This is a genomic window from Flavihumibacter profundi, from assembly GCF_020076305.1.
GTDB classification, from domain to species: Bacteria; Bacteroidota; Bacteroidia; order Chitinophagales; family Chitinophagaceae; genus Flavihumibacter; species Flavihumibacter profundi.
This window is the reverse complement of the sequence record NZ_JAIQXE010000002.1, coordinates 445,667-461,678: the sequence shown is the minus strand read 5'-3', so window position 1 is coordinate 461,678 and position 16,012 is coordinate 445,667. Positions and strand designations below refer to the sequence as shown.

The window sequence follows — 16,012 nt, the reverse complement described above, 5'->3', positions numbered from 1 at the left end:
TTTATTAATACATTAGAAATGCCAACCCATAATGGCCATAATGGTAATCACCAGCAGGTTCAGCATACTTATCGGTAAAAGATATTTCCATTCCAGGTTCAACAACTGGTCAATACGTAATCTTGGGAAAGTCCACCGGAACCACATGATCAGGAAAATCAGGAAAAAGACCTTGCCAAAAAACCATATAGAAGAAGGAATATAGTCCATGAGGTGGTTGAAACCCTGCAGGTTACCGAAATGCAGGGGCATCCATCCGCCCAGGAACAAGGTTGCGCCAATGGCACAAACAATAAAAATATTGATATACTCGGCCAGGAAAAACAGCGCGAATTTCATCCCGGAATATTCGGTATGGAAGCCTGCGGTCAATTCAGATTCCGCTTCGGCCATATCAAAAGGGGCGCGGTTGGTCTCCGCTGTGACGGCTATAATAAATATGACGAAAGCAATGAGTGCGGGGATATGTCCTTTGAACAACCACCAGCCGTTTTGCTGGGAAGCCACAATGTCGGAAAGCTGCAGGCTGCCGGTCAATACCACGATGGAAATAATGGACAGTCCGGCTGACAATTCATAACTCACAATCTGCGCGCCGCTGCGCATGGCGCCCAGCAATGAATATTTATTATTACTGGAATATCCTGCCATCAGGATACCAATGACGGAAATGGAAGAAACTGCCGAAACAAAGAGGACGCCGATATTAATATCCCAGATCTGGAAATTTTTTGCAAAGGCGATGGGTGCCAGTAAGAGCATGGCGACAATCATCACCACGAATGGTGCGAGGTTAAACAGGAATTTATCGGCACCGTCTGGTGTAAGTCCCTCTTTCATGATCAGCTTAAGCGTGTCTGCAGTAGTCTGGAACATACCCTGGGGCCCAACGCGGTTTGGTCCAAGCCTGATTTGCATGTGTGCGGCAACTTTCCTTTCCATGAGTACGAGAATTAATCCGAGTACCGCAAACAAGGCAATGGCCAGCAGGATCACAATAATGCTTTCAATGACCAGTACCCAGCCGGCGCTGAAATTTGCGGCCAGCCATTGCTGTAAAGAATTTGTAAGGCCTTCTAAGCTAAACATCGCTGGTTTTTTTGTTTATCGGTCTATGTCCGGAATTACGAGGTCGAGCGTTCCCATCATCGCTACAAGGTCGCCCAGTTTGCTGCCCCTGGCCATATGGTCCAGTGCCGACAAATTGGAAAAACCCGGCGACCTGAATTTGATCCGGTAGGGTGTGGTTCCGCCTTCACTCACGATATACACGCCCAATTCACCGCGGGCTGTCTCAACGCGCGAATAAAACTCCCCTTTAGGCAATTTTAAAACGGCTTTGGTCTTGGCCTGGAAATCGCCTTCCGGGATATTGTCGATCAGTTGTTCAATAATGCTGATGGATTGGTGCATCTCCCTTATCCTTACCATGTAGCGGGCAAATGAATCGCCGGCTGTTTCCGTGATTTCCTCAAAATTGAGCTTGTCATAGATTTCGTAAGGGAAGAGCTTGCGGATATCGGAGCTCACCCCGCTTCCGCGGGCTACCGGCCCGGTACAACCGAAAGAGATGGCGTCTTCCCGGGATAAGGTGCCAACGCCTTTCATCCTGTTCTGGAAAATAATATTGCCGGTTACCAGTTCATCGTATTCGTGGATCTTGGATTTGAAAAGTTGGATGAAATCCTTAACCCTGCGCTGGAAATTGGGATGGATATCATAGTTCACGCCACCCGGACAAATATAATTCATGGTAAGCCTGGCGCCGCAGGTCTCTTCCATAATATCGGTAATCGTTTCCCTTTCACGGAAGGCGTAGAAGAATGGGGTGAAAGCCCCGAGGTCCATCGCCATGGCTCCCCACCATAATTCGTGGGAGGCGACACGGGTAAGCTCATCCATCAAAACCCTGATGACCTGCGCCCTTGGCGGTATTTCCAGCTGCAGGCCTTTTTCTACCGTTAATGCACAAGCGTGGTTATTGATATGGGAAGAGAGGTAGTCCATGCGGCTGGTCACATAAATGAATTGCCGGTAACTGAGGCTCTCGCACATTTTTTCAATGGAGCGGTGTATATAACCAAGGTGTGGTTCTATTTTCCTGATGGTCTCCCCGTTTAAGGTGATCACCAGGTGTAATACGCCATGGGTGGCGGGGTGCTGCGGACCAACATTGATCACCAGCTCGCCGGTTCCATCCAAAGCGCCTGCTATTGAAGCCGGCGCACCTGATTTTATGATCTGTGTTTCGGTGTACATGTTGGGGTTTTACAGTTTGATCATGTTTACCGGGTCTTCAAAATCTTTCCGCAACGGGTAACCTTCAAAATCATCGGTCAGGATCAGTCTCCGCAGGTCGGGATGGTTCAGGAATTTTACCCCAAAAAGCTCATACACTTCCCGCTCATGGAATTCGGCGGTGCGCCAGATACCAGACACCGTTTCGATTTCAGGATTGGCCCGGTCGAGGTTGGCCTTGATCACTATCGTTTGCCTGTGGCCGGTAGATGAGAGGTGGTAAACCATGGTTAAATGTGTTTTCCAATCGATGCAGGTAAGGCAAAACAGGTAATTGAAATCAAATTCCGAATCCCTGAGTTGTTGCGCCAGGCTTTTCCAGTCCTTCGGGTCGATCAGTACATTCAGCCATTCCCCGCTTTCATCAAAGATGGCGGCGGGCAGGACCCGGGTTATGTATTCTTTAAAGTTTTCTGTGGTCATGGCTGTGGTTTTTCCCCGCGGATCTGTTCCCTGGTGAGACCGCTTTTAATTTTTTCCTGCAAAGCAATAAGGGCATGCAATAAAGCTTCGGGCCTTGGCGGGCAACCCGGGATATAAACATCAACCGGGATGATATGGTCAGCGCCTTTCACAACAGAATAGGTATTATAGAAAAAGGGGCCACCGCTGATAGCGCAGGCACCCATGGCAATGACGTATTTCGGATCGGCCATCTGGTCGTATAACCGTTTCAGGACCGGCGCCATTTTATTCACGATAGTCCCGGCAATGATGATCACATCAGCCTGCCTGGGTGTAGCACGGGCCACTTCAAACCCAAACCGTGAAAAATCATATTTGGAAGAAGCCACAGACATCATTTCAATACCGCAGCAACTGGTAGCAAAGGTCAGTGGCCATAAGGAGTTGGACCTGGCCCAGTTAACGATATCATCGAAACTGCTTAACATTATGCCACCACCTAGCACAGGATGGACTTCCCCGGGGAAGTCCTTGTTCTTTTCACGGATCTCTTCTCTTACATCCATTTCAATGCCCCTTTTTTGTGGGCATATAAAAAGCCCATGAATAATATATACAGGAATACAATGATCTCTGCCAAAGCAACCAGTCCCATTTTCTTAACGACTACCGCCCATGGGTAGAGGAAAATAAGTTCCACATCAAAAATCAGGAAGATAAGGGCGAACAGGTAATAACCGATATTGAACTGGTTCCAGGGTGAACCGACAGATGGAATCCCACATTCATAAGCCTGCCCCTTCTGGGTATTGGAAGATCCCTTTACCAGTAGCTTTGCTACAAGTATACCCCCTGCCGAGAAGAGAATGGCGGCAAGGGCAAGCGCAATCAATGAAGCGGAGCCCATACTAAAAGATTATTTGGTTATAGCCTGCTGACTATTCTAGAAATATACAAATTTTTACGGCAAAAAATATTTGGGTCTTGTGTTTCCTGCACCAAACCTAACCTGTTAACATTTGAAAAACATTGATTCCCGCCGATAAAAAAGTTGATATAAATCAGGTTTTTTACCAATAGCCATTGAAGAATTATTCATTAGATTTCAATTTCGATATAAACCACCTTTAAACCTGTTTTATATGAAGCAGCTCCCCAACCTTCCGGTCCATTCCGGGTTTAACCACGAAAAATGCCGGTTTCTTTGGCCTGACCTGTGGCTACCTGGTAAGGATGTCTTATTTAAGAAGGCCGGCACCCGGGTTGATGATAAGCCGGGAATTGGATTAAACCAGTTAATTTCGGCTAACCAGGGTTAATACTTTTAATCAACACCATTATTCTTATAACATGCAGCAAATAAAAACAGGCATCTGCTCCTATGGCATGAGCGGCAAATTATTCCACGCCCCGTTTATTGAAAACCATCCCAATTTTGAATTGTCGGGTATAGTTGAACGGCATAAAAATGATTCGCGGGAAAGGTATCCCAATGCCAGGATTTACCGATCCTTTGAGGAGCTCATTGCAGATCCTGCACTTGAATTAATAGTAGTGAACACGCCTGTGCAAACGCATTTTGAATATGTGAAAGCTGCTTTGCTGGCCGGCAAAAAAGTAATTGCGGAAAAACCTTTCACCACGAATGGTGATGAAGCTGAAGAGCTCGACAGGATTGCCAAAGAGACCAATGGATTCCTCAGCGTTTACCAGAATCGCCGGTATGATGGCGATTTCGGGGCGTTAAAAAATATTGTTCACCAGGGTGTCCTCGGTGAACTGGTAGAAGTGCAGATCCGTTACGACCGCTACCGGGTGGACCCCAGCGGAAAGGAGCATAAGGAAGGTGAACTCGCGGGGGCAGGCAACCTGCACGACCTGGGGTCGCACCTGATTGACCAGGCCCTGCAGTTATTCGGCTGGCCGAAAGCGTTATTCGCTGATATCTGTGTCATGCGGGAAGGTGTTAAGGCCAATGATTATTTTGAACTGATCCTCATGTACCAGAAAATGCGGGTACGGCTCAAGGCTTCGCTGGTTGCCCGTGCACAATACCCGGGCTATATCCTGAACGGGATGCTCGGAAGTTTTATGCAGGAAAGGTCTGACCTGCAGGAGCAGCAACTGCTGGCCAATGTGAATCCCTCTATGGGTAACTGGTGTCCGCCACTTAGCCAACCCGATGGCTTTTTGCATGCCACCATTAACGGGCTGGAAGTAAAACAGTCGACAACCTCCTCATCCGGCAATTATATGTTTTACTATGACGACGTGTACAAAGCGATTACCGGCCAGGCTGCTAATCCGGTACCGGCAAGCGATGCGGTGAAAACGATGCGCATTATTGATGCCGCATTTAAAAGCAGCGCTGAGAAACGGGTTATTGACCTTGGGATTGAGCCTTTTCTTTTAAAGCATCCTCTACCATCACCTTTATACCCTGGCGATAAGGGGTAGCCCCCCAGCCAAAACGCTGTTCAAATTTGCTGCTGTCGAAAAAGTAGTCGCGATCGTTCTGGTACATCATCTCTTTCAATTCCCTTAAGACGGGGATGAAGATGCCCAGGATAGTGCACATGGTGCGGTTAAGGATGGTGTAGCGTGGTTTGGTGCCCATCATGGCCGCAATCATTTCAATGAATTCCCTGCCGGTCAATTTCTCCGGGGAGGTTGGAAGGTGCCAGACCTGTCCATAGGCATCCGGGGTATTGCCCAATTGAGCGGTAGCTTTTGCGGCATCTTCGGTATTGGTGAAAGAATGGATTTTGGTGGCATCCATCTGCCACATCGCTTTCTTGCCTTTAAGGAAATTATCAACGACAATCATTTTCAGCATACTGGTTTTGATTGCCGGGCCATAAAAATCGGCACTCCGGGCTATTAACGCATGCAATTGCCGGTCCCGGGTGGCGTCGAAAATCATTTTTTCCAGTGTGGCCCTGACTTTCCCTTTTTCGCTGCAAGGGTTGACCCTGCTCTTTTCGGTCATATGCGGAATTTCTTCCGGCGCATACATATATACATTATCGAAAAAAACCAGGCTGGCCTTGTGGCGGACGCAGGCTTCAATTACATTTTCCATGATACGGGGCCAATCGCGTTGCCAAACGGACAATTTGTATTCCAGTCCGGCTGCCAGGTAAACAACTTCAGATCCCTTAACAGCCGCATCAACCAGTTCTTTGTTAGTAAGGTCGGCCGGGAACAGTTCGTCTGTGGCATTCACTTTTTGTGGATTACGGGCGACCAGGCGGACATTGCCGGTATATTTAGCCAGTTCAAGGGCAAGGGGTTTGCCAATAGCACCACCGGAACCTAAGATTGTTTGCATTGGAAGGGTTTTGATATGGCAAATATATCTTGTATGTATTGCTTTTTACCAGATTCCCGCCCAAAGCCCCTATTTTTGCGTCTCCGTAAAAAAACGGGATTTTTCTTAACATTAACAGTAAGGAGGGACGGCACTTAGGTCCGGACCGATAGTTTTGTTCTTTATCAACTTTTATGAGAAAACTTTTAGTAGCACTGGCTGCCGTGATGCTGGTGATGGGCGTTCAGGCGCAAACCGATACAACCGCAAAGAAAAATGGCAAAAAAGACTGGAGTAAAGTAACCCTGAGCGGAAGAGCAAACGACCATTTTATGATCCAGGCAGGTTATGATGGCTGGGGAAGCGCCCCGGATACCATCCGCACAAAAGGATTTGGCCGGCACCTCAATTTTTATTTTATGCTGGATAAACCCTTTAAAAGCGATCCAAGGTTCAGCATAGCAGGTGGACTAGGCATTGGTTCCAGCAATATATATTTTGACAAGCAGGAAGCCCAGATAGCCGGGCATACACCTGTTATAGTTTTTAGTGACGTTAAAGACACCACCCATTTCAAGAAATTCAAATTAACAGAAGCCTGGGCCGAGATCCCGGTTGAATTTCGCTTTGTATCGAACCCATTGAATACGAATAACAGTTTCAAGTTTGCGCTTGGTATGAAACTCGGGACAATGCTGAGTGCGCACACCAAGGGCAAGGACCAGGTGAGCAAATCTGGCGCCGCTGTGAATTCTTTTATTATGAAAGAGTCTACCAAGCGGTATTTTAATACCACCCGGTTTGCAGCAACCATGCGGGTAGGATATGGTCCATTCACCTTGTACGGAGCTTACCAGCTTAACCCCTTATTCAAGGATAATGCTGGTCCGGCGGTGCATCCCTTTTCAATCGGTTTGACGCTAAGCGGATTATAAATTATAGCCTTATATCGGCAGGAAATGAAAAGCGGGTCCCGGTGGCCCGCTTTTTACATTAATTTTGTGGCCTTAACTGAATAAATATTGATAGAAACTAAGCAGATAGAAGAAAATGAAAAAACTGTGCTCGTAGGGGTTATCCAGAAAGACCAGAACGAGATGCAGGTGAAGGAATACCTTGAGGAACTGGCCTTCCTGGCAGAAACCGCCGGGGCCATTACGGTGAGAAGGTTTATGCAGAAGCTGGCACACCCCGACAGCAAGACTTTTATTGGAAAGGGAAAGCTGGAAGAAGTCAAGGACTATATCACCGGCAGGGATGTTAACCTGGTGATTTTTGATGATGAGCTAACCGGTTCACAGATCATTAATATCGAGAAGGCCCTTGGCGTAAAGACGATTGACCGTTCGGACCTTATCCTGGATATATTCGCCCGCCGTGCCAAAACGGCGCAGGCCAAAACCCAGGTAGAGCTGGCCCAGTACCAGTACCTGCTACCCCGCCTGAAAGGGATGTGGAAACACCTGGAGCGCCAGGGCGGTGGTATCGGAACCAGGGGTCCGGGTGAAACGGAGATTGAAACCGACCGCCGGATAGTAAAGGAAAAAATTGCTCTCTTACGGCGCCGGTTATCCGAGATAGACAAGCAGGCATTTACCCAGCGGAAAGACCGCGGTGAATTTATACGGGTGGCCCTGGTGGGCTATACCAACGTAGGGAAGAGCACCATCATGAACATGCTGAGCAAGAGCGAGGTATTTGCAGAGAACAAGCTCTTTGCAACCCTTGATACCACTACACGCAAGGTGGTATTTGAGACCACGCCATTCCTGTTAAGTGATACAGTAGGGTTTATCCGCAAATTGCCCCACCACCTGGTAGAAAGCTTCAAAAGCACGCTGGATGAAGTGCGGGAAGCCGATATCTTATTACATGTGGTCGATTTATCACACCCGAATTACGAAGACCAGTTGAATGTGGTGAACAAGACCCTGCAGGAGCTGAAAGTAACCGAGAAGCCGGTGATTACGATTTTCAACAAGCTGGACCAATACGAGAAAAACTGTTTTGATGAATGGCTGGATCCGGCGGTAAAGAACCAGATCCTGGAGGAATTGCGCGAGCGCTGGGAAAATGAGACCCTGGGCAATTGCGTGTTTATTTCCGCCATTGAGAAACGCAATGTTGAAGTATTGCGTGCCACCATCCTGCAAAAAGTGCGGCAGTTATACCGTGAGCGGTATCCGTACAAGACCGAATTCCTTTACGAGTGAGCGGGAAGACCTACCAATGGCATAAGATAGCCGAAAGCGAGGCGGAGCTGGATTTTGGCCCCAACGAGCTGGCTGTGGCCAACCTGGATGGCAAATCCATCTGCGTGGGGCGGCACAAGGGTGCGCTCTTTGCTTTTGCGCATAAATGTCCGCATGCCGGCGGCTTACTTGCCGAAGGCTTCATTGATGCCCTGGGCAATGTAGTTTGTCCCTTGCACCGCTATAAGTTTAATATGGCGAATGGCCGTAATGTGAGCGGCGAGGGATATTATTTAAAGCACTGGCCCGTTGAATTGCGCGAGTCTGGAGTATATGTAGGTGTAGAGGATAAGGGGCTGTTCAGTTTTTTCAGTAGAAATCCCCACTAAAAATTTTGTACGGTGCAGAAAATCCCTATTTTTGCACTCCCCAAAAGGGAATCTGCTTCGGCAGGTGGTTATTCCTCCTTAGCTCAGTTGGTTAGAGCATCTGACTGTTAATCAGAGGGTCGCTGGTTCAAGTCCAGCAGGGGGAGCGGAAAAGATAAAAGTCCTTGCAGAACGTAAGTTTTGCGAGGACTTTTTGTTTGCGAGCATTCCTGAAATCACCCCAATATCGTCAGGAGAGGTTACCAAAAAGGTTACCATCATTCAAAATAAAGGTTACCACTTTTTCCTCGGAAACCCTTTTCTGTATTGAGTTTGAAAAATAACTCTAAACCCCACCCCATTTAATTTCCCAAAAACAAGGCTAACATGGCAAAAAATAATTTTAATATACTTTTCTGGCTCTTTAAGGCTAAAACCAACAAAAAAGGTGAAACCCCCATATATCTGCGTATAAGTTATGAGACCAGCAGAAAAAACATTTCTACCGGGTTTGCAATAATATCCAATAGATGGGATCAGCAAAAAGGATTGGTTAGGGGTACTAAAGAGGATGCGGTTCAAATCAACAATTACATTGCGCATACCAAGGCTAGGTTAATGGAGCTATTTACAGAAATGCTTAAAGAAGGAGATCTGAACCTAGAAATTCTTATTGATAGGTTTTTTGGGAAAGACACGGCTAACCACACATTATTAGAGCTAGTGGAATACCATAATAATGATTTTCAAGCAAGAATCGGAACCGACTATGCTCCTTCAACATTCGAGAAATATGATATCCTACGTCGGAAATTGGAGGCATTTATAGCACTTACCTACCAAAAAAAGGATATACGACTTAAGGACCTCACCATTAAGTTTATGGCTGATTTTGATTTTTATCTTAAAAACCATGACGGCAATGAACATAATACAGCTACCAAATACCTAAAAAATCTTAAAAAGATATTGGGGCTAGGTATTCGGAACAAATGGTTAGAAGATTCCCCATTCGATCATTTTAAAGCATCCTACAAGGATGTAGACCGTATATACCTTACTCTCCATGAATTAACCATTATAAAAAAGAAGGAATTCCGATTGGAACGTTTAACCTTAGTAAGAGATTTATTTCTTTTCCAATGCTATACTGGCTTATCCTATAGCGATATGGCTAAATTAACATTCGGCAATATAGCACCGGGTATTGATGGTACTAAATGGATTATTACAAGAAGGAAGAAGACAGACGTAAGGGCAGCTATACCACTACTATTTGAGGCGGAGGAAATTATAGATCGGTATAATAATAAAGATGCAAATTCAAATAAACCACTCTTTGATTTTTATAGCCTACAGAAATTCAATGCCTACTTACATGAAATAGCTGAACTGTGTGAAATCAATAAAAGCCTAACCTCCCATGTGGGCAGAAGAACATTTGCAACTACAATTGCACTGGCAAATGGAATTGGATTGGAAACAATCAGTAAAATATTAGGCCATACGAGTACAAAAATAACGGCCCAATATGCAGTAGTTTCAGATTTGAAAATCAGTCAGGACATGCAAGGATTAAGGGACAAACTGGAAGAAGCAAGAAAAAAAGGAAACTAACAGAGAGCTACTCACTTATTCGGTAAAGAGGCAAACTAAAAAAATGCCTCTGTACCTATTGTGAGTAGCCATTCTAATTATCCAGCTATTTTTAAGTAGTCATAATTAGTACCTGAATTTAGGGAGTTCCTAAATGTGTTATAATTAACTCCTGCTTTCTCAGCAGCCTCCTTTATAGTTTCAAACAGTTCACCAGTTTCCATTGATTGAAGCCTTACTGCTTCGTGATGATTTGCGCCTAGATTCTTATATAATACACCAGCATTATAGGCATGCTTCATATTCTCACTTTGGTTTACCCATTCCAAATTATCAATGTGATTGTTAAGTTTATTGCAGTCCTTATGATTAATTATTGGTTTATTATCAGGATTAATAATAAAAGCAAAACCCAATAATCTATGGACATACTTAGTAGAATCCCTGCCATTTTTACTTAGCCGAACAGTGTTATACCCTCCTCTTCCAATTCTCTGTGGCATTATTTTCTCAAAATTCCTTTTATGAAGGCTTCTTACTTCGCCGTCTTTGTTTATTTCATATAGGCCCTCATAGTTTTTCACAGGCCTCCAAATTAGTACATCCATTTTTCTATGCTTTACTTTCCCCAATGATTTGGGCTATCTTGTAAAGAGAAAAATGTCTCTAATTTTATTAAATTATTTTTGATCCCTATTGCAACTTATTTATCCACTTATCGTAGCATTCATAAATGCTAGACAATTGTTTTGGACTAAATGAATACCGTTTTGATTGCCTCCATAAAGAAGCATAAAATTTGTTATTCGGGAACCGCTGGACCAATTCCTTCAACTTTTGTAAGTGAGTTTTAAAACCAGTTAAAAAAACTGGCACTCCGGAAGAGTCTTCAATTTGATTTATAAGTTCTGTGCCTTTAGATGACCAGAATCTCTTTTGCCTTGTTTGCTTTTTCGTAAGCATATTTTTTGTTCTTTAGTTAAAAAATAATTGCTTGCAAAATCGCAATGCTAAATTAAAAGGAAGTTTAATTTTAATATAAATCAACCTTTTATATATAATACAAATATAATTCTTATTTTGTTAATTACCAAGCTTTTACAGGCTTTTATTTGCCGCTTTTTAAGAAATATGAGTGAATGAACGGAATGAATAATTAGAACATATATATTTAAAATAATATTTCTCTAAATGATTCTTATCCGAAACATAATACAAAATGAGGATTCTAAATAAAATTACTACCCTACTCACATCTGAAGGCTTAAACAAGTTCATTCACGATTTTAGAAATCCACAAATATCTTCACATTTTATAGAGAATGTAACTTACGATGCCAAAAATGATTACCGGATATACGAATATGATGAGGATGATTCAAGATTTAATCCCTTCACAGATGGCAGGGATATCGTAACACTTCAAAAAGCACTCCAAACTGTCCTTTACAATTTAGAAAAGAATCTTCAATCTGAAATCCAAATTGCTCTTCCAATAATAATTGAAGATGCATTATATAAAGAAGAGTTTTCAAACTACATATCAATAGATTTCAGAAAAATATTCCTTTCAATTTCCGAGCAACCTGAATCTGATGAATTAAAATTATTCCTTGTAGATTATTCCAGAAGATTACAGAGTTTGATAATTAGTCTAAAGCAAACTATTCAAAAGCAAGGAGTAAATACTGTCCAGAAAAAAGGCACCAAGAAATCACAAATACATCAATACCAACTCGTATACCAAGGACCAGAAGCGTCACTTAGCCAAATCTATAATGAATTAAATTTAGAATCAGGAGATTTTATAAATAAGGATTTAACAACCGAATCATCTTTTGTAAGAATTCTTACATCACAGCCAAATTTGATAAAGACGGAATTAATACAATTTGGCTGTGAAACTAGACAAGCAGCATACATTTTAAGTAAACTTTTTCCTAATGTCCAAAACTTATGGGCAACAATTGCAAAATCTCGAAGATTTATAAGTAAAAATGGGAAGCCATTTACGGCCGTAAATTTGAGTAAATCGTATAATGGTACAATAGAAGTTAAAGGGAAGAAAGAAATTGATACTTTTTTTTCAAAAATCTTAAAACGGTAAGATTAGTAAGCCCTCTTACTAGTTTACCCTAAACCCTTTATAGGTAGAGTTACTTTGTTATGCTACATAAAATTAGTAGCATCTATTTTATGCAAATCACACAAAAAAAGAGACATCTAGTAACAGAAAGAATTAGAATTACTGAAAAATCAGAAGTTCAACCAAATGTTCCACTGAAAGAACATAAAAGCCTTTCAACAGTTGATAGCACATTGAAACAATTACTTTCTGCAATTATGCAAACAGATTTTAGAGCGGTCTCCAATCTAAGTGAATCTGAAAAGATCAATGAAAGAGTACTTGTTGTTTCATCAATTGATGAGTTGAAACGCATATCCAATCAAATCAATGTGAATTTAAAGCCTTTTAATGATTATCCACATTTATACAATGGGGAATATTGGAAATCCTTAAATACTGAAAGTTTCAAACTTTTTTTAGGTGAGATGGCACAAAAAATGGGCGTCCCGAGGACTTTGGCACAGTATTATAAATTCAGGGACCAATTATATAGGCAGTTTATAGCGTCAGAAAATGATTATATGATGGTGTCAAAGAGTGAACCAAAAATTCTGATAAACCTAAAAAACGGCACTTTTGAAATAACTGATAAAGGACAATTTCTTAGAGAATTTAGGAATGAAGATAGATTAACTTATCAGCTAAACTTCAATTTTGATGAAAAAGCCACAGCACCTATATTTCAAAGATATCTTGATAGGGTACTACCTGATAACGGAGTACAATCCATATTAGCTGAATTTATGGGGTATATTTTCGCGAAAAACTTAAAGCTTGAAAAATGTTTGCTTTTATATGGATCAGGAGCAAATGGGAAGTCCGTTTTCTTTGAAATAATAAATGCATTACTAGGGCAAGAAAATGTTTCCAACTTTTCACTTTCAAATTTAACACAGGAACATAACAGATACTTAATTGCCAACAAGCTTCTAAATTATGGGAGTGACAACAAGCCAAATATTGATACTGAAATTTTCAAATTACTAACTTCAGGGGAGCCAATTCAAGCAAGATTAAAGTATCAAAATTCCGTAATAATAACAAATTATGCAAGACTATGTTTCAATTGCAATGAACTACCACAAAACGTAGAAGATAATGAAGCTTTTTACAGAAGATTTATTATAATACCCTTTAATGTAACTATCCCAGAAAATGAACGGAATGCATCATTGGCAAAAGAAATTATAAATAATGAACTAGCTGGGGTATTCAACTGGATATTGAGTGGCTTGAATAGATTGCTAGAAAATAAAAATTTCAGTAAAAATACTATAGTTCAAGAAACCTTAAATTCGTTCAAAATAAATTCCGACACTGTCCTAAGTTATTTTGAGGAATCAGGAATCGTTCAAAGCTCAACACACAAAATTTCATTTCGAGATTTATACACTGAATATTTACATCATTGCAGGGGTAATCATTTTCATTGCATAAGTACAAGGAAATTTTCTGAAAAATTAAAAGCACTAGGATTTCATTCTCAAAGGTTAGGGGCTGGTGGCAGTATATATGTATTTGCTCAGAACAAAGTCTTCGAAAATGATTCACTTCATTCACTAAGTTCATCAGAGAAACAATCGGAACCTATGGTGGAAAAATCGAGTGAGTGAATGAATGAATGATCCTTTTACAAAATATTATTGGCCAAGATCTAATATAGATAATGACATTTTTTAAAAAACCCTCGAAAGAGGCTAAATTGCAATCAAACTTAAGAACCAATTTATGAAAACATAAATTTCGTAAACCCTATATTGTAGCATTTAGCTATACGCTCCTGATGTCTGAGAAAGGTCGAAAATTTGAAAGTACAACGGGGAGGTATATGATAAGTGCCACGCTACGGCGTGGACTTACGTTACCTTGTTGTACAGGAGATTCGACCCTCCTTCAGGCGCAGGTAATTGCTAAGTTCCACGCCATTTTTTTATTAAACCTTAACCATATGCCGAAAATCAATTTAAAGGCTTTAATGTGCCTAATAACCATTTTCATTACAATCTTAAGCTGCTCCAAACCCGATGATTCACCTCAAGACGCCGGAAAATACCATCTTGCCAAAATTATCAACCATCACCTTACTGGAGACCCCACTACTTCAAACCAATATACAGTTACCTATACAGGTGATGAAATTACCGGGTTAGCAGGAAATACAGGAGATGATATACAAATGACTCAATTACCTTATTCAACGGATCTTTCCTATCTGATTGCCGACCATTTCACTAATGGGTACCAAGTAGTTGATTCTGTATATTACTTAAAAGCCACTTTCGATCCCATCATTTGCAGTAAAGATACATTACCCATATATCAACATCCGAAATGGCAGGCAGGTTTATTGGTAACTGGAGATATATCAAAGGTGACTAAAACATATCAGGACAAACCTTATGCATATGAGGAATATGAAATGAATAGTTTTAAAGACCCATCCAAAATCAGGTATTACGACGGGAAAAAAGTGTTATTAGGAACCGCCGAAATTTCATATTCAAATCAGGAAACTAACTGGAAACTTATTAGCCCATTTATGTATTTTATTGATCCATTTCAGAAAGCGTATTCCCTTTTTGGATCAACGAATATTGGCTCAAGTTATCCAATAAATATTTTTTATGGAACAAAATGCCTATCGAGCATTTCATACAAAACACCTTCCGGAGTGAATAAAACCATATTGCCAACTTACACCTTTAATAATGATGGATATATAACTGAAATTAAAATTGATGGCTCACAATACATGAGTTATAGTTATGCTTCTAATTGAATCCACCAACTAAATAAAAATTATTATGAAATATCTAATTGCAATACTTACATTTTCGGCTATATTAATATCATGCAAAAAAAGTGCTGCTCCTTCTACAGTAGGGATTGATTTGCCTATAGGCAATTACACAGGTTTTTTACATGAAACGAACTTTGGCTATCAAGACTTCAATTTTAAAATACAGGTTTCAAAAACTGGAGGCAACACCTATTCAATCAAACAATTAAGCAACGGTCCATTACCTCCCTTTATCGTGGAGAAAAATACGGAAGAATCATCACCAATTTTTTCAGGTAAAGTAAAGCCTCAGAAAAGTGGTAATATAGATGTGGTTGGATCAGATACCGGATTTGGTGATGGTTTAGATTTCACCTACGAACCTGAACTTAAAAGAATCAGTTTCCAAATTGTTACTGGCCCTTTGATGAGTCCAGAGAAATATTACATATTCATTGGTGTGAAGGAGTAACCATTATAACATATTTCACTTATTTAAATCTTAAAAAGATACTATTTTAAATATAGCCATTTAAACACCCCATAAAAAAGGTTCATTTTTTAAGCCATTCCAGAACAATCAGGTACTCCCATCCTATTATTAATACTATAGCATTTTTGATTCTACCACCGTCTTTTAAATTTCTTCCCAGCTAAAGCAGCTTCAACTTCGTCAGAGCGATAAAGGACCTTGGAACCTACCCGGTGCTGTTTGATATTACCTGCTTTAGCCCAATTATGCAGGGTGACGGTACTAATTTGTAGCCAAGCGCTTACCTCTTTTGCATTCATGAATTTATAAGCATTTGGTTTTTGCAGGCGGTCTACTGCCTCTTGAACTTTCTTATCAATAATCGATTCGATTTGGAACAGGAATTCATCCAGTGTTATTCCTTGAAGGATAATAGAGGGTCTCATTAGTCTTTTCCTCAATTT

Annotated in this window: 18 protein-coding genes and 1 tRNA gene; 11 read left to right on the top strand and 8 right to left on the bottom strand. The window is 41.4% G+C overall.

Features of this window, described 5'->3' with window-relative positions:
- Nucleotides 1-12: 12 nt before the first annotated feature.
- From nuoH to LAQ65_RS11740, 5 genes are read right to left on the bottom strand one after another with little or no spacing between them, the layout of a single operon-like run.
- Entirely contained in the window at nt 13-1,089 is a 1,077-nt protein-coding gene (gene nuoH / locus LAQ65_RS11760; RefSeq protein WP_224117163.1) for an NADH-quinone oxidoreductase subunit NuoH, read from the bottom strand.
- A gap of 15 nt (nt 1,090-1,104) precedes the next feature.
- Nucleotides 1,105-2,259: an NADH-quinone oxidoreductase subunit D gene (locus LAQ65_RS11755; RefSeq protein WP_224117162.1), complete on the bottom strand. Its 1,155-nt coding sequence runs from the start codon at nt 2,257-2,259 to the stop codon at nt 1,105-1,107.
- A gap of 9 nt (nt 2,260-2,268) precedes the next feature.
- Entirely contained in the window at nt 2,269-2,721 is a 453-nt protein-coding gene (locus LAQ65_RS11750; RefSeq protein ID WP_224117161.1) for an NADH-quinone oxidoreductase subunit C, read from the bottom strand.
- On the bottom strand, nt 2,718-3,269 hold the full coding sequence (locus LAQ65_RS11745) for an NADH-quinone oxidoreductase subunit B (protein ID WP_224117160.1): 552 nt from the start codon (nt 3,267-3,269) through the stop codon (nt 2,718-2,720). Before LAQ65_RS11745 ends, LAQ65_RS11750 begins: the two co-directional genes overlap by 4 nt.
- A complete protein-coding gene (locus LAQ65_RS11740; protein WP_224117159.1) occupies nt 3,260-3,610 on the bottom strand; it encodes an NADH-quinone oxidoreductase subunit A in 351 nt (116 codons plus the stop codon). Before LAQ65_RS11740 ends, LAQ65_RS11745 begins: the two co-directional genes overlap by 10 nt.
- A gap of 235 nt (nt 3,611-3,845) precedes the next feature.
- On the opposite strand from LAQ65_RS11740, the gene LAQ65_RS11735 reads away from it, so the two are divergent.
- Both LAQ65_RS11735 and LAQ65_RS11730 read left to right on the top strand, forming a co-directional pair.
- Nucleotides 3,846-4,022: a hypothetical protein gene (locus LAQ65_RS11735; protein ID WP_224117158.1), complete on the top strand. Its 177-nt coding sequence runs from the start codon at nt 3,846-3,848 to the stop codon at nt 4,020-4,022.
- Nucleotides 4,023-4,053: 31 nt separating this feature from the next.
- Entirely contained in the window at nt 4,054-5,160 is a 1,107-nt protein-coding gene (locus tag LAQ65_RS11730) for a Gfo/Idh/MocA family oxidoreductase (RefSeq protein ID WP_224117157.1), read from the top strand.
- Here the strand turns inward: LAQ65_RS11730 and LAQ65_RS11725 are convergent.
- Nucleotides 5,084-6,034: an NAD-dependent epimerase/dehydratase family protein gene (locus tag LAQ65_RS11725; protein ID WP_224117156.1), complete on the bottom strand. Its 951-nt coding sequence runs from the start codon at nt 6,032-6,034 to the stop codon at nt 5,084-5,086. The genes LAQ65_RS11730 and LAQ65_RS11725 overlap by 77 nt on opposite strands.
- 173 nt (nt 6,035-6,207) lie before the next feature.
- On the opposite strand from LAQ65_RS11725, the gene LAQ65_RS11720 reads away from it, so the two are divergent.
- The 5 genes from LAQ65_RS11720 to LAQ65_RS11700 all read left to right on the top strand — a co-directional run bounded on the left by LAQ65_RS11720 (nt 6,208) and on the right by LAQ65_RS11700 (nt 10,190).
- Nucleotides 6,208-6,948, top strand: a complete 741-nt coding sequence (locus LAQ65_RS11720; RefSeq protein ID WP_224117155.1) for an outer membrane beta-barrel protein — start codon at nt 6,208-6,210, stop codon at nt 6,946-6,948.
- A gap of 87 nt (nt 6,949-7,035) precedes the next feature.
- Nucleotides 7,036-8,226 (top strand): GTPase HflX, encoded by a 1,191-nt coding sequence (gene hflX / locus LAQ65_RS11715; protein ID WP_224117154.1) that lies wholly within the window; start codon nt 7,036-7,038, stop codon nt 8,224-8,226.
- Nucleotides 8,223-8,594, top strand: coding sequence for a Rieske (2Fe-2S) protein (locus LAQ65_RS11710; RefSeq protein ID WP_224117153.1), 372 nt, complete (start codon nt 8,223-8,225; stop codon nt 8,592-8,594). The genes hflX and LAQ65_RS11710 overlap by 4 nt, the downstream gene beginning before the upstream one ends.
- Nucleotides 8,595-8,666: 72 nt before the next feature.
- Nucleotides 8,667-8,740: transfer RNA gene (locus LAQ65_RS11705), tRNA-Asn, on the top strand.
- A 220-nt stretch (nt 8,741-8,960) separates the two neighbouring features.
- Nucleotides 8,961-10,190, top strand: coding sequence for a site-specific integrase (locus tag LAQ65_RS11700; protein ID WP_224117152.1), 1,230 nt, complete (start codon nt 8,961-8,963; stop codon nt 10,188-10,190).
- Nucleotides 10,191-10,267: 77 nt separating this feature from the next.
- Here the strand turns inward: LAQ65_RS11700 and LAQ65_RS11695 are convergent, their stop codons facing one another.
- Entirely contained in the window at nt 10,268-10,777 is a 510-nt protein-coding gene (locus tag LAQ65_RS11695) for an NUMOD4 domain-containing protein (RefSeq protein ID WP_224117151.1), read from the bottom strand.
- Nucleotides 10,778-11,388: 611 nt separating this feature from the next.
- Here LAQ65_RS11695 and LAQ65_RS11690 point away from each other — a divergent pair.
- The 4 genes from LAQ65_RS11690 to LAQ65_RS11675 all read left to right on the top strand — a co-directional run bounded on the left by LAQ65_RS11690 (nt 11,389) and on the right by LAQ65_RS11675 (nt 15,548).
- A complete protein-coding gene (locus tag LAQ65_RS11690) occupies nt 11,389-12,276 on the top strand; it encodes a hypothetical protein (protein WP_224117150.1) in 888 nt (295 codons plus the stop codon).
- An 89-nt stretch (nt 12,277-12,365) separates the two neighbouring features.
- Complete coding sequence (locus LAQ65_RS11685; RefSeq protein ID WP_224117149.1) at nt 12,366-13,910, top strand: DNA primase family protein; 1,545 nt, start codon at nt 12,366-12,368, stop codon at nt 13,908-13,910.
- 170 nt (nt 13,911-14,080) lie between these two features.
- Nucleotides 14,081-15,076, top strand: a complete 996-nt coding sequence (locus LAQ65_RS11680) for a hypothetical protein (RefSeq protein ID WP_224117148.1) — start codon at nt 14,081-14,083, stop codon at nt 15,074-15,076.
- A gap of 25 nt (nt 15,077-15,101) precedes the next feature.
- Entirely contained in the window at nt 15,102-15,548 is a 447-nt protein-coding gene (locus tag LAQ65_RS11675; RefSeq protein ID WP_224117147.1) for a hypothetical protein, read from the top strand.
- A gap of 152 nt (nt 15,549-15,700) precedes the next feature.
- Here LAQ65_RS11675 and LAQ65_RS11670 read toward each other — a convergent pair whose 3' ends face one another.
- Nucleotides 15,701-15,994 (bottom strand): helix-turn-helix domain-containing protein, encoded by a 294-nt coding sequence (locus LAQ65_RS11670; RefSeq protein ID WP_224117146.1) that lies wholly within the window; start codon nt 15,992-15,994, stop codon nt 15,701-15,703.
- Nucleotides 15,995-16,012: the final 18 nt, after the last annotated feature.